Genomic DNA, 19,901 nt, shown 5'->3' on the forward strand with positions numbered 1-19,901 from the left:
TTTCCGGACGGGTCTGGGAGAAGCTGAAGGAAAAAGGCGAGAGAGGGTGTCCCCGATGGCTGGGGACACCCTCTCTCGCGTCAGGACTGGCAGGCAGCCGCCGGTACGGGACGGTACCCGGTTTCCGACTCCACCAGGCATGATTCCACCAGGTTCATGTCGCTGATCTGCAGGGTTCTTGACGGAGAGTGGCGCACCAGTTCATAGTCGTGCGTTCCGACCAGCACGGTAATGCCTTTCTGATTGATTCGCTTCAGGTATTCGAGAATCTCGATCGAGGTATCGGGGTCGAGGTTGCCGGTGGGTTCATCGGCAAGCACCACAAGAGGTTCCCGTACAATCGCCCTTGCAATGGCCACCCGCTGTTGTTCTCCCCCCGAAAGGCAGTGCGGCATCTGCCGGGCGGAATGTTCGAGACCTACGCTCTGGAGAGCGTGCATCACCTTCTCCTTAACCAGCTTCTCTTTCGTACCCGTAACTTTCAGTACAAAGGCCAGATTGTCGTACACACTGCGATCCTCGAGCAGGCGGAAATCCTGGAAGACAATGCCGAGTTTCCGCCGCAGGTGCGGGATCTTATGCTTCCTGATGGTTCGGGAACTGTAGCCGGCAATCTGGATTTCCCCTTTTTTCGGGCGGATGTCCATGTAGAGCGACTTGAGCAGCGTAGTTTTTCCGCTGCCGCTTTTTCCGACGATATAGACAAGCTCACCGGGCTGAACGGTCAGGTTCAGTTCACGGAATATGGTTTTTTTGTTCAGTTCAAGGTCAACCTGGATGAATGAAATCATAATGATCGTTCCGTTTGTTTTCGGTTCCTGACTATTCTGAGGGCAAGCATTGCTGCTTCATAACAGCTCCGTCCGGAGGCTTTACCTGATCCGGCAATATCGAAACTTGTGCCATGGTCGGGCGATGTACGTACAATCGGCAGGCCGAGGGTGACGTTGACGCCGGTATCGAATGCCAGCACCTTGAAAGGCAGCAGGCCCTGATCGTGGTACATGGCTACCACCATGTCGAAGTTGCGGTAACGACCCGCTCCGAAAAATCCGTCAGCAGGAAAGGGCCCTTCGACCTGCAGGTGTCCGGCCAGGCTCGCGATTGCAGGGCCGATGATCTCTTTCTCTTCACTTCCCATAACTCCACCGTCCGAAGCGTGCGGGTTGAGCCCGAGTACGGCCATGCGGGGCCGGACGATGCTGAAATCCGTTTTCAGGGAGTGTGCAAGGTTTTCAAGAAAGCCGGCAATGTCCATCTCCCGGATGAGCCCCGGAACCTTTGCCAGCGGTACGTGAATCGTGGCAAGAGCTACACGGAGTTCGGTCACCGGATCGAAAAACATCATGGTGGGGGAGCTTACACCGAAAAGTTTTCCGAGAAATCCCGTGTGGCCGGTCTCTTTATAACCCGCAAGAGCAACCGCTTCCTTGTGGATCGGTGCCGTGACAAGCGCGTCGCACACCCCCCGGCGGCAGAGTTCGGCAGCGGCGGCCACCGAGAGCATGGCGATCCTGCCGGAGTTAGCCGAAACGGTTCCGGGATCGATCGTCTCCGGTTCAGCCACGCTCAATACAGGAAGTACGCCGCAATGCGAGGCGCAAAGACGGTTCACTGCAGCCGTATCGTTCACCAGTTCGAGCTCTATCGGCAGATCAAGCGTTTTCCGGTAATATTCCATCGCCTTGTAGGAACCGGCCACCAGAAAGGTGTGACCGGTTTCGCGGAGCATCTGAAAGCTTTTCAGAATGACTTCTGGGCCGATGCCGTGCAGATCGCCGATGGAGAAGACAACGCGCATGTTCAGAGGCGTTTGTAGGCATTGACGATTTTCTCATCCTTCTTGACCCCCTTCAGAGCCATCCAGAAGAGTACTGGTTCGGGCAGCATCATGAACATGCCGCTTTCCGGTTTGTGTGTGATTTCCAGGCCCGTACCCTGAAAATACTGGTTCAGAAAGTGCGCCGCGGTGAGTCCCGAGAGCAGGTCGGCCATGAAGAGCAGAACCGCAAGCACGATGAGATTGCTCTGCAGGGACCTCTTTTTGTAGAGAAAGATCGCCGCGACCGACACGATGGCGGTAAGCGGAGAAAAGATGCCTGCGGCATAGCTTGCCGTCACCTGCAGGATGCCCGCCTCCGGCCTGGCTCCGAAATCGTAAAAAAGCACCAGTTCGTTCGAGCTGAAGCTCCAGAACGGAACAAACACGCTCAAGGCGGCAAGCAGAGCGGCGATGAGGAGGTAAAGCGACTGGATTCTGGCTAACATGGGTTTGGTGGTTTAAGGTGCATGATAACAAGTACATCAATATACATAATCACCGGAAAAGAGTTCCAGCACGAATCCCCTTATTGCTTCAATTCCAGATTAGGGGACGATATTTACTTCAGGTTTTTACAGTTTGTAGCGTAGCTCTTTATCTGTAAGATCGACGAATTCCAGATTAGGGGACGATATTTACTTCAGGTTTTTACGGTTTGTAGCGTAGCTCTTTATCTGTAAGATCGACGTAAAAATTGTTTGTAACCCGGAAAGTTGACAGGTTTATTTGTAATTTTGTGAGCAAAGGGCAACAGTCAGGATAATCCAAACAACACCGCACATGCCAAGAGTCGCGAGACTTGACGCTCCCGGAACTCTCCATCACGTGATGGTAAGGGGAATCGAAGGAGGGCCGATTGTGACGGATGACCATGATCGGGAGCAGTTCGTCTCACGCACCGGTTTGTTATCCAGATCTACCGGCACAACGGTTTATGCATGGGCATTGATGACCAACCATTCGCATCTGCTTCTCAGAAGCGGTCATGCTGGAATAAGCGGATTTATGCGGAAGCTTCTTACCGGATATGCGATCAGCTATAATCTCCGGCACAAGAGACACGGCTATCTGTTTCAGAACCGGTATAAATCTATTGTCTGTCAGGAAGACGGGTATTTTCAGAAACTTGTCAGCTATATCCATCTCAATCCATTTCGTGCAGGGCTGGTACGCTCTCTTGATGAACTGGACGACTATCCATGGACCGGTCATGCCGTGCTCATGAACAGAGCGAGTAATGACTGGCAGGACAGGGATTATGTTCTGAGTTATTTCGGAGAAAAAGAGGGGTCGGCCCGACAATCCTACCGGGAATTTATAGCGGAACAGAGTGTGCTCGGCAGGCAGCCGGAACTGGTTGGCGGCGGACTGGTTCGTTCAGCAGGGGGATGGTCGGAGGTAAAAGCATTGAGAAAGCGAGGGGAGCTACAGCTTGGGGATGCCCGGATACTCGGCGACGGAGATTTTGTCAAAACCATGCTGGACGAAGCTGAAGAATCTAGGAAAGAGCTGTTGTGTGTTTATGAGATGGAGCGGAAAGCTGAGGATGAGATGGAAAAAAAATGCGAGCAGCAGGGTGTGTCAAAAGATCTCTTGCAGAAAGGGAGCCGTCAAGCAGCAGTATCGAAACTGAGAGAAGAACTTGCGGCCCTGATGGTAGATGAACTTGGGTTAACTCAGGCTGCAACGGCGAGATTGCTTGGGATATCTACATCGGGAGTGGCCGGTATTCTGCGGCGTGTCCGGGGTGGAAAGTGATAGAAGTAAATGTCGTCCCCTAATTTTTCGCGCACTGATACTGGGAGAGCACTTTCTTTGTGGCTTTCAGCGCTTCGGCTTCATGCCGGTCAAGAAATGTGGATGTAAGAAAAGCCCAGTGCTGTTTATAGAAATAGCCTTTTTTCTTTTTGTCGTAATCAATAGGCGCATTGAGCACATCGCGCATATACTCGATGTCGCGCTGGATGCTCTTGCTGCTCACTTCAAAGTGACAGGCAACTCTGGTGCAGTTCGGGTAACCGTTATTGCGGAGTTCCCGGTCGATATGCTGCATGCGAACCAGCGGTGGTCTTGATTGTCTCATGACGCAAATGCTTCAGGTTAATGATACAACATAGGTGGAGGCATGGGACAAAAGGTGTCCGATACGAAAAAAAACATTTCAGGTACTTCAATTTAGTGGTCTGTCTGCAGCAAAGGACTGTTCATAAACCATGGGAAACAGAATTGCCGATTCGGAGTTATCGGGTTTTCTTCGTGCGACAGCGAGGGGGTGTTGCTGAAGCAATGATAATGCCTGAAAAGGGAGGAATGCTCTTGTACCGGCTTTTGTGGCTTGTTTTGGGATTTTGAGTCTCATGCAGGGTTGAGTAGCTGAGAAACAACAATCCGGAATCCTGCTTCAGGTGCACGATACTGCAGGAATTTTACAGCATCGATTCTTTTTAACTAAAGAAAGCCCCCTCTATTTTGCAAGTTATTTCGCTATAAGCGGGAGGTTTCGCTGCAGGGGGCAGAAGAGCCTGATCTGCTTGCTTTTTTTTGTGAAAGCGTTTTATTGCTAACATAGCGAGTATCGTATTTTCGACAACCTCATCCATCACATGATCCGATGAACACTTTTTCAAGGTTTTTTTCTGTCGTGTTGACGGCATCGCTTTTTGCCGCTGCTCCGGTGTATGCCGGAGAGGATGCTGCCGGTTATTTCGCGTCCGGCAGCTCGAAGTTCGATTCGGGCGATTACCGGGGCGCCATTGAGGAGTTCACGAAAGTCGTCGAACTCGATCCGAAGGCAGCAAAGGCTTTCGATAAAAGGGGGAATGCAAAAATGAAAACCGGTGACCGCCCGGGAGCTATAGCCGATTTCATAAATGTGATCGAGCTTGTGCCGCAGCTTTCGAAGGTTTTTACGGAGGGGGAAAAGGAGCTCGACGGGGAAGATGAGCCTGATCTTCATGCGGTCGCTGCCGACGATTTGCATGCCGATTATGCATTCGCTTTCGATAACAGGGGGCTGCTGAGGTATATCAACGGGAACTACCGGGAAGCCATAGAGGATTTTACGGCGGCGATTGCGCTTGAACCGAAATTCGCCCTGCCCTACAAGCACCGGGGTTATGCGAAACATGATCTGCAGGACTATGCGGGAGCCATCGAGGACTACAGCTGGGCGATCAGGCTCGACAGAAAAGCCGGGGAGACCTACTGGGACCGGGGACTTGCAAAAGAGCAGGCGGGGGACAAGGAGGGCGCTCTTGATGATTTCAGAAAAGCCGCAAAGCTTGGCGAGAAGAGCGCTATAGAGCGGCTCGGAGAACAGGCTGCGGAAGGGGAGTCGTGAAGGGGGCGGGTTCTGTCGTGTATTTTAAGGAAAAATCTATGAACTCGACCAAATACACGATGCATTCATGAAGAGATGTCTTCTGATATATCTGTCCCTCAGAGGGACAACGGAAAAAACAGCCGGGGCCATTGCCGCCGGATTGCGTTCGGCAGGGTACCTGGTCGATCTGTGCAACATGGCACATGAAAGTCCCTCCAGGCCCGAAGGGTACGACCTGCTGGGGATCGGTTCGCCAGCACACTATTTCAGGCTTCCCTTCAATATCTCGGATTACCTGCACGTTTTGAGGCCTCTGGATGGATTGCCTTTTTTTTCCTTCATGCTTTACGGCTCCTATCCGGGAGAGGCAGGCAATCTTCTGCGTAAGGCTCTCTCCGGCAAAGGCGGCCGTGAGGTTGGTTATTTCCACTGTCGAGGGGCCGATTACTACCAGGGTTATCTGCAGGAAGGTTATCTGTTTCGCCTGATAATCCGGTGCCCGAGGAGCTGGCGGCCGCAGAGCGGTTCGGAGGCAAAACGGCGGCGGTGCTTTCGGGTGCGGAGGCCTACACGCCTCCCCCTTTCGATCCTCCCCTGGAGCTGATTTTCCGTATCGAGAGAAGTCTGGCGAGTCGCGGACTCGTTCGAACCGTCTATATCCGGCTTTTCCATGTCGACAGGTCACGCTGCGAGGCGTGCGGCAGGTGCATGAGCGGGTGCCCGACCGGCAATATTTCAGCGGATGATGACGGTCGGCCGGTCTGGAGGAATGACTGCCTGCTTTGTCTTTACTGCCAGATGCAGTGTCCCGGTGAAGCGATTTCGACGCCTATTAACTGGAGGGTGTTCCGGACGATTCTCGGCTACAATATCGCGTACTCTCTTGGCGATCCGTCTGTCGAATATGTCAGGGTAAGCCACCGCCGGGGCGAGACCCGGCGGGAGGGATCGTGAACCGCCTTATTTTGTTTTCCTGATTTCCAACAGGCCGATTCTGGAGTGATGGTCGCTGTCGCCGTCATTGATCATGATGAGTTCAATGGCGTTTCCGCCCAGAATATCGCCTACCAGAATATCCTCGTCATGGTCAACCATGTAAAGATGCTTGCCGTCTCTGGAGATAACGCCTGAAAAGCCTTCCTTTACTTTCGCCCCGTCATGGAGTTTTTTCGTATAGGTGCGTTCTCCGTAGAAAATGCGGCCTTCCTGTTTTTTAATCTCCCATTTTCCGTTCGCCTCGGAAGTCGAGGCAAAGCCTCTTTTTTCGTGATGGTGGCCGTAGGTCACGGTTTCCCATTTTCCCGTAAGATCGGGTACTGACTGGTCTGCCGAAGCGGTGGCGGCAGAAAAAAACATGCAGGCGCCCAGAAGCGCAGGAATGGCCCTCGATGGTTTCACGGTTTGATCTCCCTGTTTTGGGGGTGGGAAAGACGCCCGCAATCAGGCTGCCCGGATTGCGGGCGGACAAGGTATGTAATTTATACTATTCCTTGGGTACCGGCAATCCGCGATTCCGGTTTTTCTTGGATTGGTGCGGAGCCCGACCGGAAAAGCCGCGCTCGGGCCTACTTGTTTTTTCCGGATCTCGAATAGCCCCATTTTGGTTTTCCCGATGCCGGAGGTTTCGGGCCGGGGTGCCCACTGTTCGAGCGGCCCTGCTGTTTGGGGGTTTTCACCGGATTGTGGTCCATAAGTGGAAAGGGGTGGGTGTCGTTGACCGGGATTTTTTTTGCGATCAGTTTTTCCACATCGCGGAGATACTCTTTCTCCTCCGCATCGCAGAAGGAGATCGCAGTGCCTTTCGCTCCGGCTCTTCCGGTGCGTCCTATACGATGCACGTATGTTTCGGCAATGTTCGACATGTCGAAATTGATCACATATTCCAGTTCGTCCACGTCGATGCCGCGTGCGGCAATATCGGTAGCCACCAGAACCCGCATGGTCTGTTCCTTGAAGTTTGCAAGGGCACGCTGACGGGCGTTCTGCGCCTTGTTTCCATGGATTGCCGCAGCTGTTATGTTGTGCTTCTGAAGGTATTTCACCACCTTGTCGGCCCCGTGCTTGGTTCGGGTGAACACCAGAGCCGTCCTGATATCCTGGTTTTTCAGCAGGTGCACCAGGAGGCTGTTTTTATTGCCCTTGTCGACGAAGCATATCTGCTGGTTGATGATCTCTACGGTTGAGGAGACCGGCGTAACGGATACTTTCGAGGGATTGCTCAGAATGGTTGCCGCAAGCTTGACGATTTCCGGCGGCATGGTTGCCGAGAAAAAGAGTGACTGCCGTTTTTTGGGCAGCATGGCGAGTATTTTTCTGATGTCGTGGATAAAGCCCATATCGAGCATGCGGTCGGCTTCGTCCAGCACCAGGATCTCCACATCGCGCAGGTGCAGAAATCCCTGGTTCACCAGATCGAGCAGCCGGCCCGGCGTCGCGATGACGATATCGACACCGTTACGAAGGGCCGATATCTGGGGGTTCTGGTTCACCCCTCCGAATATTACCGTGTTATTGAGTCCAGTGTGCCGGCCGTATGCGCTGAAGCTGTCTCCGATCTGAATGGCCAGCTCCCTGGTAGGTGTGACGATGAGGCTGCGAATCTTTCGTTTTTTGTCGTTGCGTTTTTCTGCGGCGCCAAGCAGCTGCAGGATAGGAATGGCGAAGGCTGCTGTTTTTCCTGTTCCGGTCTGCGCGCAGCCGAGAAGGTCGTTACCTTCGAGAATAATCGGTATGGCTTCGGCCTGAATCGGCGTCGGCGAGGTATATCCCTCTTCGTGCAATGCTTTTACAACGGGTTCAATGATGGAGAGTGATCGAAATGGCATGGTATCTGTATTTGTTTAATAAAAATCGGTTATGACGACGCAGGGGAGCCTTCATTTGGCTCCGGCAGACTCGCACGGCCCGGTTCGGCAGGACGGGAAAACACGGCAAAAAAAGCTTGTGGCGGATGAACAGGGGATGAGCGTTCAGGGCTTGATATAGGCATTGAGTCCGATGGTCACAGGCTTGCCGTCAACTTTCGCAGTGGTTTCAACGTTACCGCGGGAACTTGCAACGACAAGGGTTTTGCCGGATGAAGAGCGTACCGGTTTCTCAAGGTCTATTTCGATATAAAGTTTGTTGTTTTTGATTTCGACGGTCATTGCCATAGGTCGTTCAGGGATTCGGGTGATGTGGATCATGCTGCCGGACGGCCACAAGATAGCATAATTCAGCTGCCGACAACAGGGGAAAAGAGGGCGTTTTCAACCCCGTTAACTATAAACCTCCGGAATGGGGTATTAAGTTCATGCGGATTCCGCCACGGCGAGATAGTTTTCGATGCATCGGGAGATAATGGCAGTTGCGCCGGTTCGTTCCTTTACGAATGCGCCGGCTGCCTCTCCCGAACCTGCCCGTACGGCACAATCCTTCATGAAGAGGTTCAGGGCCGCCAGGAGCGACGTTTCATCCTCGACGACGGTCGCGCCTCCTTTTTCGGCAAGATCTTCAGCTTCCGGAGAGTTGTGGTGGCGAGGGCCGAAGAGTACCGGAATACCGTAGACCGCCGGTTCGAGGGTGTTGTGCACGTTCACCCCGAACCCTCCGCCTACATAGGCGATCGATCCGATCGAGTAAAGTTCGGCCAGATAGCCGGTTTCGTCGATGACGAGCACCTGCTGTTCCGGATCGAATGCGGGATCCAATGACGATACCCTTGCGAAGGGGATATTCCGTTCTTCGAGCGTGCGGCAGAGCCGTTCGATGTTTTCAGTGTTAACCTGATGCGGCACCAGAACAAGATCCGGGCTGTTTTCGAGACGCTGCCATGCGCCCAGGAGCAGGGCTTCGTCTATCGGCCAGATGCTGCCGGCGATAAGGACGGTACGGTTTTCATAGAACGGTTTCAGGTGTGCGACCTTTCCGGGATTCCGGCTGCGCAGAAAGACCTGGTCGAATCGGGGGTCGCCGGCGGTTTCGGCCTGCAGGCAGCCGAACAGGTCGCGGAATGCCCGGGAGTCCTTTGCCGAAACGGTATAGATGTGGTTGAAAAGGTTGAAAATGCTGCGGTAAAAGCCCTTCAGCAGCGGGTTGAAGTACTGGGAGTTTTCCTGAAGCACTGCCGCAGCGAGTATGAGGCGAGCACCGGATTTTTTTGCCGCAAGCAGGTGGTTGGGCCAGAAGTCGTAGCGCATGAGCAGGAGTATGTCGGGTTCGAGCAGCGATACGAGCCGTTTTGCGTTTGCAGGCGTATCGACAGGAAGGTAGAAGACCGCGGTGGCTCCGGCAAAGTTTTTTCGGGCATTGTAGCCGGAGTCCGAAAGAAAGGAGACATATACCGTGATCTTCGGGTGTTTCTCCTGCAGGGCCGCTATGACCGGACGGGCCTGTTCGAATTCGCCGACCGAAGCTGCGTGCACCCAAAGCCGGAAAGAGGGTTTTGCGGCGGATCGCACGGTCGCTTCAAGTTCTTCGAACAGGTTTTTACGCAGAGACGTAAAGGTATGCAGCCGCCTGAAGAGGGGGCTGATCAATCCGGCAGCTCCGAAAAGCAGCGGGCTGATGATGGTGTAGGTTGTAAGTGCCAAGCTGTTCATATCCGTTGTCCGTTATTACTGTCCAGAAGGAACTCCTGTAAATCCGTTGCTCCGTCGGGCCGCTTTTTTCTTTCAGTACGGAAATAACCGTGCCTTTCCGGGGGCCGGTCATTCCGGCCTGCAGACGTCTCCTCTGTGCAGGAACCCGGGAGGCGAGCGCCCATAAAGGTAAGAAAAAAGAGTAGTACCGCCGTGCCCGCCATCCCGGGGCGACGTTTTTTCAGGGAGCCTGTTTGTAATTCGAACAAACTTATACGAAATTCAACAGGAACTTCAGCCCATTCGGCGTCACGTTCAGTGCCCCGGAAGTGTTTAACCTGTTAACGGATCAGTAACGTTTTGACGGATTTTCTTCGCGATCTCAACGATGTACAGCGCAGCGCAGTCACTGCAACCGAAGGGCCGGTTATGGTGCTTGCCGGTGCCGGTTCCGGAAAGACGAGGGTGATCACCTACCGGATCGCCCATCTTATCCGCAATAACGGGGTCTCCCCGTATAATATTCTCGCACTGACCTTCACCAACAAGGCCGCAGGAGAGATGCGCCATCGCATCGACACCCTCCTGCAGGGATCTGGCTCCCCGGGCCTCTGGATCGGTACGTTCCATTCGGTTTTTGCACGCCTGCTGCGCAGCCATATTCATCTTCTCGGCTACGACAGGAATTTCTCGATTTTCGATTCCGACGACAGTAAAAGTCTGATCCGTCAGTCGATGAACGATCTGGGCATCTCGCACGATTCGCTGCCGGTCAATGCCGTGCAGTCTATTATCAGCAAGGCCAAGAACAGCTTTATCCTTCCTTCGGAGTTCCAGAGCAGGCCTGGTGACTACAACCAGCAGAAGGCTGCAAAGGTCTACGAACTCTATACCCGGAAACTGCGCGAGAACAATGCGCTCGATTTCGACGATCTGCTCATCAAGCCGCTCGAGCTGTTCAGGGAGCACGAGTCCGTTCTCGCCGAGCTGCAGGAGACTTTCCGATACATCCTGATCGACGAATACCAGGATACCAACCGGGCGCAGTACCTGGCCGCGAAAATGCTCGGAGCCAGGCATCGCAATATTTTCGTTGTCGGTGATGACGCTCAGTCTATTTACTCCTGGCGCGGCGCCGATATCTCCAATATCCTGAATTTTCAGGACGACTATCAGGAGTCGATGACGTTCAAGCTGGTCGAGAACTACCGGAGTACCGGAACGATTCTCCAGGCGGCCAACAGCGTCATTCGCAACAACCGCCGACAGATCAAGAAGGAGCTGGTATCGCATCGCAGCGCCGGAGAGCCGGTTACCCTGCTCGAGGCTTACAACGAGCGGCAGGAGGCAGAAAAGGTTGTGGAGCAGGTCCGTTCGATGCGCAAGAAGGATGGTCATGAGTTTTCGGCGTTTGCCGTCTTTTACCGGACCAATGCACAGTCGAGGGTGCTTGAGGACGTGATGCGTCAGAACAGGATTCCCTACAGGATATTCGGCAGCGTCTCGTTCTACAAGCGCAAGGAGATCAAGGATGCTGTGGCATACCTTCGATTCATTGTCAATGAACGCGACAATGAATCGCTCCTGAGGATCATAAATTTTCCGCCCAGAAAGATCGGTGAGGTCAGTATCGCCAAACTGAAGGAGTATGCCGTCCTGCAGGACGTTTCGCTTTACGATGCCATCCGCAGTGCCTCCGGAGGAGGATTCCAGCAGCGCCTGCTGAATGCCCTGGAGAGCTTCAGCAGCGTGGTCGAGCAGCTCAAGCAGCTGGCGGAGTACGGCAGCGTGTACGATGTGCTCAGCGAACTGTTCAATCTTACGGGTATTCCCGCGCAGCTTCAGGCCGAGAATACCGCCGAATCGCTTGCGCGCTATGATAACCTCCAGGAACTGCTCTCGATGGCCAGGGATTTTTCCGATCACAACCCCGATTCCAGTTCGCTCGGCGATTTTCTCGAAAATATATCCCTTGCTTCCGATTACGACGAAACCAGGGAGTCCGATAATTATGTGTCGCTGATGACCGTGCACGCCTCCAAGGGGCTCGAGTTTCCGGTTGTGTTCATTACCGGCATGGAGGAACGGCTTTTTCCGCTCAACACTTACGAGCATGATGAACTCGAGGAGGAGCGACGGCTCTTTTACGTCGCCATGACGCGGGCGAAGGAAAAGATATTTCTTTCGTGGGCACGCTCGCGTTACCAGTACGGTCAGCCGCAGCAGTGCCTGCGTTCGATGTTTGTCGGTGAAATAGATGCCTCCATCGTCCGTACCGAAAGCGGTGAGCTGCTTTCCATGCGCGGTACCGGTGAGAGGTCCTCTTCTTCGGGCATCGCTCCATCAAGAGGCTTTCAGCGCAGGGAGCTTTCTCCGCAGGCCACCGGGCAGGAAAGCAAGCCGGCTGCGAAAGGGCTTCGGGCAGGCACTCTGGTGCACCATGCCCTGTTCGGCCCCGGCATGGTTCTGGAGCTGCACGGTTCGGGATCGGCGGCAAAGGTGAAAATCAGGTTTCGTTCGGCAGGCGACAAGACGCTGATGGTGCAGTATGCCAATCTGAAAATTGTCGGTTAGGCCGATAGAATTCAATGAAGGGCCTCTCTCTTCTTTGTCGGGGTGACAGGTAAAAGAGAGTCGGCCCTGAAAAAAAAGAGTGAAGAGTATAAACCGTTGAGCAGCATGAAAATCCTTTTCGGGGTACAGGGTACGGGAAACGGCCATATCAGCCGTAGCAGGGAGCTGGTTGCAAAACTCAGGGAGGTGGGCCATGAGGTCGAGGTGATCATCAGCGGAAGAAAAAAAGAGGAACTGAAAGAGATCGATGTTTTTGAGCCCTACCGGGTGATGAAGGGGCTTACGCTGGTGACCTACAGGGGCAGGATGAACTACATGGAGACCATGTTCCAGCTCGATTTCGCAAGGCTCATGAACGATGTGCTCACGCTCGATACCTCCGGAGTGGACCTGATCATCACCGATTTCGAGCCGATTACCTCGATGGTTGCCAAAATCCGCAATATTCCATCTGTCGGTTTCGGCCACCAGTACGCCTTCCGGTTCAATATCCCTTTTGTGAAAGGGAACCTGTTCGAGCGCTATACCCTTCTGAACTTCGCTCCGGCCCGTTACAATGCCGGACTGCACTGGAGCCATTTCAACCAGCCGATCTTTCCGCCGGTCATTCCGGCCAGCCTGTACGCCCGGCGAACGGTTGAGGTACAGCCGACCAAGATTCTTGTCTACCTGCCTTTCGAGGAGGTTGACGATGTCACCGAACTCGTCCGTCCGTTCAATCGCTACGAGTTCTACATTTACGGAAAGGTGAAGAGCGATTTCGACGAAGGCTATCTGCACTACAGGAGTTACTCGCGTGAGGGGTTTCTCTGCGATCTGATGGAGTGTAACGGCGTTGTCTGCAATGCGGGTTTCGAGCTTCCCGGCGAGGCCTTGCATCTCGGCAAAAAGCTTTTGCTCAGGCCTCTCGACGGGCAGATAGAGCAGGAGTCGAATGCACTTGCCATGGTCGAGCTGCAGTACGGCATGGCGATGCATTCTCTTGACGGTGCGGTGCTTTCGGAGTGGCTGCAGTTGCCCGGGCGCGAGCCGCTGAACTACTCCCGTACGGTTGATTATATTGCCGAATGGATCGGAAGCGGCGACTGGGACGGGCTTTCCCGCTATACGGAAGCAGCATGGAAGGCTGGCAAAGCAACCCAAGCAACCCTATAAGGGAGGGAATCATGAATTTCAGGGATATCGTTACCCGCAGCCGGAGCTACCGGCGCTTTGACGCATCCTTCCGGATGGAGGACGCCGAGCTTGTCTCTCTGGTTGAACTTGCCTGTTACGTGCCCTCTTCAAGAAACCTTCAGCCGCTGAAATATATCGCCGTTTCGAAGCGCGAGGAGTGCGATGCGGTGTTCGGGTGCCTCTCGTGGGCCGGTTACCTCGACGACTGGGACGGTCCTCCCGAACATGAACGGCCCGCAGCCTACCTGGTCATGCTTCGTGACCTCGAAATCAGTTCCGGTGCGGCATGTGACTGCGGCATCGCCGCACAGACCATCCTGCTCGGAGCGACCGCCCTGGGTCTCGGGGGGTGTCTGGTGGCTTCGGTCGAGCGCGACCGACTTCGTACGGTACTGAATATTCCGGCCCGTTATGTAATTGAATTCGTACTTGCTCTGGGCAGGCCTGTCGAGCCCGTCGTGATCGAGCAGATGCAGGAAGAGGGTGATGTTCGTTACTACAGGGACAGTCATGGCATTCACCATGTTCCGAAGCGAACCGTCGGGGAGGTTCTCCTGCAGTTCCGGTAACCGGTTCCACCCAGTCAAAACAGCCATGATCGATATAGGAGAATTGCTCAGGGCCTATCGTGAGGGTTATTTTCCCATGTCTGACCCTTCAGATGAAAAGCTCTACTGGTGCCAGCCGCACTTCAGGGCGGTCGTACCGCTCGACGACTACCGTCCCTCGCGGGATGTGCTGCGCATTCTCCGCCGCAACGAGTACCGTGTTCGGTTCAACACCGATTTCGAGGGGGTTATTCGGGCCTGTGCCGCTCCCCGGAAAAATGATAGCGAAACCTGGATTTCCAGAGAGATATCGGACACCTATCTGAAGCTGCACCGGCTCGGTATCGCGCACAGCGTCGAGAGCTGGCATGATGGCGAGCTTGCCGGAGGGCTTTACGGAATTGCCATTGGGGGAGCCTTTTTCGGGGAGTCGATGTTTTACCGCCGTTCCTATGCCTCCCAGGTCGCTTTCGACCGGCTGGTAAGGCATCTGCAGCAAAAAGGGTATCTCCTGCTCGATGCGCAGATCATGAACCCGCACCTGCAGAAGCTCGGAGCAGTCGATGTTCCTCACGAAGCCTATATGCAGATGCTCTCCGGGGCGCTCCTTAAAAAGATTCGTTTTCTATGAAAGGGAAAAATGGTACCTTCATAAATATCGTGTTTTTAAAGAACTGTGAGCTTTATCAAGGGAGTGCTGTCTATGCTGTCCAGAGACTTAACGGAAAACCAGTCTCAGCCGAGGGTGATTATCTATTCAGGAAAGGGAGGAACGGGTAAAACCACGATTTCATCGTCCACTGCCGTTTCGCTGGCCCGGCAGAACAAGAAAGTGCTGATCATGTCTTCCGATCCCGCCCACTCGCTTTCCGACGTTTTCAATACCCGGATCAGCCGGAACGATCCCCAGAAAATCGAAAACAACCTCTACGGTCTCGAGGTCGATACGGTCTACGAGCTGAAAAAGAACATGTCGGGGTTCCAGAAATTCGTTTCCAATTCCTACCAGAACAAGGGCATAGACAGCGGCATGGCTTCCGAGCTGACCACGCAGCCCGGGCTTGACGAGATTTTCGCGCTCAGCCGTCTGGTCGACGAGGCCCAGTCGGGGAGATGGGACGTGGTGGTGCTCGATACCTCGCCTACGGGCAATACCCTGAGGCTTCTCGCCTATCCGGAAATCATCATCGGCGGCAACATGGGCAAGCAGTTCTTCAAGCTTTACAAGAGTATGTCCTCCCTGGCCCGTCCCCTGAGCGGCAACTCCATCCCCGATGAGGATTTCTTCAACGAGGTGAATGTGCTGCTCAAGCAGATGGAGGATATCAACAAGTTCATTCTCAGTCCGGAGGTCACCTTCCGTCTGGTGCTCAATCCTGAAAAGCTCTCCATTCTTGAAACCAAGCGGGCATATACCTTCGTCCATCTCTACGGCATCAATATCGACGGTATCGTCATCAACAAGATTTTGCCGACATCGAGGACCGTCGGCGAGTATTTCGAATTCTGGAGCGATCTGCACAGCAAGTATCTGATGGAGATCGACAACTCGTTCTATCCGACTCCGGTGTTCCGCTGCAACCTGCAGCGAACCGAACCGATAGGGCCGGATGCGCTCTATGAAATCAGCAAACTGGTGTTCGGAGAGCAGATTCCGGACAAGATTTTCTATTCGGGCAAGAATTTCTGGATCGAAAGCCTCAAGAATGCCGTGACGGAGGACCACCGCGAAATTCTCTGCATCAGGATACCGTTCCTCAAGGATGCCGAAGATGTCAAGGTCGAACGGATGGGTACCGACATCGTGGTCACCGTTGACCGGGCACAGCGGATCATTACGCTGCCGAGGGCTCTCTACAGTCTCGAACTCGAGAAGTATATCCGCGAAGACAGCCTTCTCAGGGTGGTTTTCCGGGAAGTGCCTGTCGAAAAGGAGGAAATAGAGCTCAGTGTAAATAAAAACGTACTCGACAAGCTTCGTTCCATGAGAAGACTGAAGATATAGGCACATTCCGGAGAGGGTGCTCTCTGGTAAAAATTACCGGGAAACTGTTTAGCTTTTCACGGGAATCTTGTATCTTCTTGGTTTAAATTGTCGAACTAACGGGAAATTTGCCCCAAATTTTTGTTAAAGAATCAGCTTGCATCATGTCCGATAAAACGCACTATGGTTTACTGAAAGGGAAAAAAGGAATTGTCTTCGGTCCGCTTGATGAAAGCAGTATCGGCTGGCAGATTGCACTTCACGCACATCGTGAAGGAGCTGAAATCGCCATTTCGAATGTTGCAACCGCCCTGCGTTTCGGCAATATCGATGAACTTGCTTCACTTTGCGGAAACGCTCCGGTTATCGTGTGCGACGCTTCGAAAAACGAGGATGTCGATGCCTGCTTCAGGGAGTTGAAAGAGAGGTTCGGTGCTGTTGACTTTATCGTGCATTCCATCGGCATGTCGCAGAACATCCGCAAGCAGCTTCCCTATGAGGATCTCAACTACGAGTGGTTCATGAGAACCCTCGATGTTTCAGGGCTTTCGCTGCACAGGCTCGTAGCCTATGCGCTTAAAAATGAGGCGATCAACGACGGCGCAAGCATTCTTGCGCTCTCCTACATTGCATCCCAGCGAAACTACTGGACCTATTCGGATATGGGCGATGCGAAATCGCTGCTTGAGTCCATCGTACGCAGTTTCGGGCCGAGGCTTGCAAAGCGCGGTATCCGTATCAATACGATTTCCCAGAGCCCCACATACACCAAAGCCGGCAGCGGTATTCCCGGTTTCGAGAAAATGTATGAATACAGCGATCTTATGTCGCCGCTTGGAAATGCTTCCGCAGAGGAGTGCGCTGAATATGCCATGACCCTGCTCAGTGACCTTTCAAGGAAAGTTACCATGCAGAATCTCTTCCACGATGGCGGCTACAGTTGCATGGGTGCGACCATTCCCATGATCAAGCTTGCCCATGAGGTTCTCAACGACAGCGAACTCGCCTCTAAAGTCGGTCTTGAAGATTTCAAACCGTCAGCACAGGGGTAGGTTCTGCTGCATTGTTCCCTTTTTTCATGAGATACGTTTAAGCCCCCTCCGGAGAGACGGGCTTATGTTTCCCTGCCTTTGTCCGCAAAGGCTTGCAGACTGTTGCTGCAGGTGCCTCTCGGGGTTTCCTGCCTTCCGGTCATGGGTCCGGGCTTCCGGGCGTTTATGACACGCTTCCGTGCCTGTCACGGTAGCCGTTGCTGAAGTAGTGTGTTCAGTACCTTTATACCAAGAGAAAGTAAAGCGTATTCCGTTTGACCTGTTCATGCGGATGGGCTTCTTTATGCCGGTAGTTGATGTCGGCAGGTTTTCTTTTTTTTCGTTTAACCGTCTTTTCATACAACACAAAAAAACTATAAAACAATAGCTGACAATGGCAACAACCGCAAAAATCATTTACACGAAAATCGATGAGGCTCCCGCTCTGGCGACCTATTCGCTTCTGCCGGTTATCCAGGCTTTCACCAGGGGAACAGGCGTCGAGGTGGAAACAAGGGATATTTCACTTGCAGGCCGCATCATTGCGACTTTTCCCGACAATCTCACCGACGACCAGAAAATTTCCGACCAGCTTGCCGAGCTCGGTGAACTGGCTCTGAAGCCGGAAGCCAATATCATCAAGCTGCCCAATATCAGCGCCTCGATTCCCCAGCTCAAAGCTGCCATCAGGGAGCTGCAGGATCAGGGTTACGATGTGCCCGACTATCCGGAAGCGCCGGCAAACGATAGCGAGAAGGAGATTCAGACCCGCTATGCAAAAGTGCTCGGCAGCGCCGTAAACCCGGTGCTGCGTGAAGGCAACTCCGACCGCCGCGCACCGCTTTCGGTGAAACAGTACGCCAAAAAGAACCCTCACAGGATGGGCGCATGGAGCAGCGACTCGAAATCGCATGTTGCACACATGCAGGCAGGCGATTTCTACGGCAGCGAGAAATCCGTGACCGTCGGAGCCCCGACCAGCGTTCGTATCGAGTTTGCGGACGGCGCCGGCAACGTCAGGGTGCTCAAGGAAAAAACCGCCCTGCTTGCAGGTGAAGTAATCGATACCGCCGTGATGAACGTTCGTTCACTGCGTCAGTTTTTCGCCGACCAGATTGCCGATGCCCGCCAGTCCGGCATTCTCCTGTCGCTTCATCTGAAGGCGACCATGATGAAGGTTTCCGATCCGGTCATGTTCGGTCATGCGGTTACGGTGTTCTTCAAGGATGTTTTCGAAAAGCATGCGGCCGTCATCAGGGATCTCGGCGTTAACGTCAACAACGGACTCGGCGATCTTTACGCCAAAATCCGGAATCTTCCGGATGCGCAGCGTGCTGAAATCGAGGCCGATATCCAGGCGGTCTACCCGACCCGTCCGGCGCTCGCCATGGTCGATTCAGACAAGGGCATCACCAACCTGCATGTGCCCAACGACATTATCGTGGACGCCTCGATGCCTGTCGTCATTCGCGACTCCGGCAAGATGTGGGGCCCCGACGGGCAGCTGCACGATACCAAAGCCATGATTCCCGACCGCTGCTACGCCACCATGTACCAGGCTATGGTGGAGGACTGCCGGAAAAACGGCGCATTCGATCCGGCAACCATCGGCAGCGTGCCGAACGTCGGCCTGATGGCACAGAAAGCCGAGGAGTACGGATCGCACGACAAGACCTTCATGGCTCCCGGCAACGGCTCGATTCGCGTTGTTGACGCATCGGGAACCGTTCTTATGGATCAGAATGTCGAAGAGGGCGACATTTTCAGAATGTGCCAGGTCAAGGACGCCCCGGTTAGCGACTGGGTGAAGCTTGCCGTCAACCGTGCCAGGGCAACCGGCGCTCCCGCAGTATTCTGGCTCGACAGCAACCGCGCACACGACCGTGAGATCATTGCCAAGGTGAACGAGTACCTGAAAGATCACGACACCGCCGGCCTCGATATATGTGTCCTTCATCCGGTAGAAGCCATGAAGTTCACTCTCGAACGGTTCAGGGCAGGCAATGACACCATTTCCGTGACCGGCAACGTGCTCCGCGACTATCTGACCGATCTTTTCCCGATCATCGAGCTCGGCACCAGCGCGAAAATGCTCTCGATCGTACCGCTCATGAACGGTGGAGGACTGTTCGAAACCGGAGCAGGCGGTTCCGCTCCGAAACACGTGCAGCAGTTCCAGAAAGAGGGTTACCTTCGCTGGGACTCGCTCGGCGAGTTCTCGGCACTTGCCGCCTCACTGGAACATCTGGCAAAAGCGTTCAGCAACAGCAAGGCCCAGGTGCTTGCCGACACGCTCGACCAGGCTATCGGCAAATTCCTCGACAACCGTAAATCGCCTGCCCGCAAGGTCGGTCAGATCGATAACCGCGGAAGCCACTTCTATCTGGCACTCTACTGGGCCGAAGCCGTTGCCGCACAGAGCGTCGATGCGGAGCTTCAGGCCCGTTTTGCCGGAGTTGCAATGCAGCTTGCCGAGAGCGAGGCGAAGATCAACGAAGAGCTCATCGCAGCCCAGGGCAGCCCCGTCGATATGGGTGGCTACTACCATCCGAACGACGAGCTGACCCGCAATGCCATGCGTCCGAGCGCGACGTTCAACGCGATCATCGACGCACTGTAAGGTAATCGGGTAAAATCTGTTGCGATGATCGATGGCTTCGTTGGGCGATGCTCGAAATCCTCATGTACTGCGTGTACACTCCGGTTTCTGCGCTTCGTCCGCCTTGCCCTCGATCATCTCACGACGATTTTATTGCCGATTACATGTATACCGAAAAAAACAGAGAAGCCCGGTTCACTCCGGGCTTCGCTGTTTTTTTTGTAGTATCCGACCGATCGGGCCGATCGGGCGGGTCACTCCCCTTCTTCCGGGTCTTCCGCCCCGG

The 19,901-nt window shown here is 54.0% G+C and carries 20 protein-coding genes; 12 read left to right on the forward strand and 8 right to left on the reverse strand.

The window, feature by feature from the left end; translation table 11 throughout:
* Positions 1 to 80: 80 nt before the first annotated feature.
* From K9G39_RS08660 to K9G39_RS08670, 3 genes are read right to left on the reverse strand one after another with little or no spacing between them, the layout of a single operon-like run.
* On the reverse strand, positions 81 to 791 hold the full coding sequence (locus K9G39_RS08660) for an ATP-binding cassette domain-containing protein (RefSeq protein ID WP_292004527.1): 711 nt from the start codon (positions 789 to 791) through the stop codon (positions 81 to 83).
* On the reverse strand, positions 788 to 1,801 hold the full coding sequence (pdxA, locus tag K9G39_RS08665) for a 4-hydroxythreonine-4-phosphate dehydrogenase PdxA (protein ID WP_292004528.1): 1,014 nt from the start codon (positions 1,799 to 1,801) through the stop codon (positions 788 to 790). The genes K9G39_RS08660 and pdxA overlap by 4 nt, the downstream gene beginning before the upstream one ends.
* 2 nt (positions 1,802 to 1,803) lie before the next feature.
* Entirely contained in the window at positions 1,804 to 2,268 is a 465-nt protein-coding gene (locus K9G39_RS08670) for a DUF4293 domain-containing protein (protein WP_292004529.1), read from the reverse strand.
* A 334-nt stretch (positions 2,269 to 2,602) separates the two neighbouring features.
* Between K9G39_RS08670 and K9G39_RS08675 the strand changes: the two genes are divergently transcribed.
* Positions 2,603 to 3,580 carry a transposase gene (locus K9G39_RS08675; RefSeq protein WP_292004530.1) on the forward strand — a complete coding sequence of 326 codons (978 nt, stop codon included), beginning with the start codon at positions 2,603 to 2,605 and terminating at the stop codon, positions 3,578 to 3,580.
* 19 nt (positions 3,581 to 3,599) lie between these two features.
* Here K9G39_RS08675 and K9G39_RS08680 read toward each other — a convergent pair whose 3' ends face one another.
* A complete protein-coding gene (locus K9G39_RS08680) occupies positions 3,600 to 3,905 on the reverse strand; it encodes a hypothetical protein (protein WP_363319374.1) in 306 nt (101 codons plus the stop codon).
* A 528-nt stretch (positions 3,906 to 4,433) separates the two neighbouring features.
* Here K9G39_RS08680 and K9G39_RS08685 point away from each other — a divergent pair.
* The 3 genes from K9G39_RS08685 (at position 4,434) to K9G39_RS08690 (ending at position 6,098) form a co-directional block, all read left to right on the forward strand.
* Positions 4,434 to 5,162 carry a tetratricopeptide repeat protein gene (locus K9G39_RS08685; protein ID WP_292004531.1) on the forward strand — a complete coding sequence of 243 codons (729 nt, stop codon included), beginning with the start codon at positions 4,434 to 4,436 and terminating at the stop codon, positions 5,160 to 5,162.
* 67 nt (positions 5,163 to 5,229) lie between these two features.
* Complete coding sequence (locus K9G39_RS11195) at positions 5,230 to 5,748, forward strand: flavodoxin family protein (RefSeq protein WP_363319375.1); 519 nt, start codon at positions 5,230 to 5,232, stop codon at positions 5,746 to 5,748.
* A complete protein-coding gene (locus K9G39_RS08690; RefSeq protein ID WP_292004532.1) occupies positions 5,640 to 6,098 on the forward strand; it encodes a 4Fe-4S binding protein in 459 nt (152 codons plus the stop codon). The genes K9G39_RS11195 and K9G39_RS08690 overlap by 109 nt, the downstream gene beginning before the upstream one ends.
* A gap of 6 nt (positions 6,099 to 6,104) precedes the next feature.
* Here K9G39_RS08690 and K9G39_RS08695 read toward each other — a convergent pair whose 3' ends face one another.
* The 4 genes from K9G39_RS08695 to K9G39_RS08710 all read right to left on the reverse strand — a co-directional run bounded on the left by K9G39_RS08695 (position 6,105) and on the right by K9G39_RS08710 (position 9,724).
* Positions 6,105 to 6,542 carry a hypothetical protein gene (locus K9G39_RS08695; RefSeq protein ID WP_292004533.1) on the reverse strand — a complete coding sequence of 146 codons (438 nt, stop codon included), beginning with the start codon at positions 6,540 to 6,542 and terminating at the stop codon, positions 6,105 to 6,107.
* 167 nt (positions 6,543 to 6,709) lie between these two features.
* On the reverse strand, positions 6,710 to 7,969 hold the full coding sequence (locus tag K9G39_RS08700; RefSeq protein WP_292004534.1) for a DEAD/DEAH box helicase: 1,260 nt from the start codon (positions 7,967 to 7,969) through the stop codon (positions 6,710 to 6,712).
* Positions 7,970 to 8,113: 144 nt separating this feature from the next.
* Positions 8,114 to 8,296 (reverse strand): hypothetical protein, encoded by a 183-nt coding sequence (locus K9G39_RS08705; RefSeq protein WP_363319376.1) that lies wholly within the window; start codon positions 8,294 to 8,296, stop codon positions 8,114 to 8,116.
* Positions 8,297 to 8,434: 138 nt separating this feature from the next.
* On the reverse strand, positions 8,435 to 9,724 hold the full coding sequence (locus K9G39_RS08710) for a glycosyltransferase N-terminal domain-containing protein (protein WP_292004536.1): 1,290 nt from the start codon (positions 9,722 to 9,724) through the stop codon (positions 8,435 to 8,437).
* Positions 9,725 to 10,063: 339 nt separating this feature from the next.
* Here K9G39_RS08710 and K9G39_RS08715 point away from each other — a divergent pair, with 339 nt between their 5' ends.
* The 8 genes from K9G39_RS08715 to K9G39_RS08750 form a co-directional block, all read left to right on the forward strand.
* On the forward strand, positions 10,064 to 12,277 hold the full coding sequence (locus tag K9G39_RS08715; RefSeq protein ID WP_292004537.1) for a UvrD-helicase domain-containing protein: 2,214 nt from the start codon (positions 10,064 to 10,066) through the stop codon (positions 12,275 to 12,277).
* Between the two features lie 105 nt (positions 12,278 to 12,382).
* Positions 12,383 to 13,432 (forward strand): glycosyltransferase family protein, encoded by a 1,050-nt coding sequence (locus tag K9G39_RS08720; RefSeq protein ID WP_292004538.1) that lies wholly within the window; start codon positions 12,383 to 12,385, stop codon positions 13,430 to 13,432.
* An 11-nt stretch (positions 13,433 to 13,443) separates the two neighbouring features.
* A complete protein-coding gene (locus K9G39_RS08725) occupies positions 13,444 to 14,022 on the forward strand; it encodes a nitroreductase family protein (protein WP_292004545.1) in 579 nt (192 codons plus the stop codon).
* 25 nt (positions 14,023 to 14,047) lie between these two features.
* Entirely contained in the window at positions 14,048 to 14,632 is a 585-nt protein-coding gene (gene aat, locus K9G39_RS08730) for a leucyl/phenylalanyl-tRNA--protein transferase (RefSeq protein ID WP_292004539.1), read from the forward strand.
* Between the two features lie 72 nt (positions 14,633 to 14,704).
* Positions 14,705 to 16,006, forward strand: a complete 1,302-nt coding sequence (locus K9G39_RS08735; protein ID WP_292004540.1) for an ArsA family ATPase — start codon at positions 14,705 to 14,707, stop codon at positions 16,004 to 16,006.
* Positions 16,007 to 16,149: 143 nt separating this feature from the next.
* On the forward strand, positions 16,150 to 17,037 hold the full coding sequence (locus K9G39_RS08740) for an enoyl-ACP reductase (protein ID WP_292004541.1): 888 nt from the start codon (positions 16,150 to 16,152) through the stop codon (positions 17,035 to 17,037).
* A gap of 373 nt (positions 17,038 to 17,410) precedes the next feature.
* Positions 17,411 to 19,636: an NADP-dependent isocitrate dehydrogenase gene (locus K9G39_RS08745; RefSeq protein ID WP_292004542.1), complete on the forward strand. Its 2,226-nt coding sequence runs from the start codon at positions 17,411 to 17,413 to the stop codon at positions 19,634 to 19,636.
* A gap of 47 nt (positions 19,637 to 19,683) precedes the next feature.
* Positions 19,684 to 19,901: hypothetical protein (locus tag K9G39_RS08750; protein ID WP_292004543.1), on the forward strand; the 218-nt coding region annotated here is incomplete at its 3' end.

This window comes from Chlorobium sp., assembly GCF_021740465.1.
In the GTDB taxonomy this organism is placed as follows: domain Bacteria; phylum Bacteroidota; class Chlorobiia; order Chlorobiales; family Chlorobiaceae; genus Chlorobium.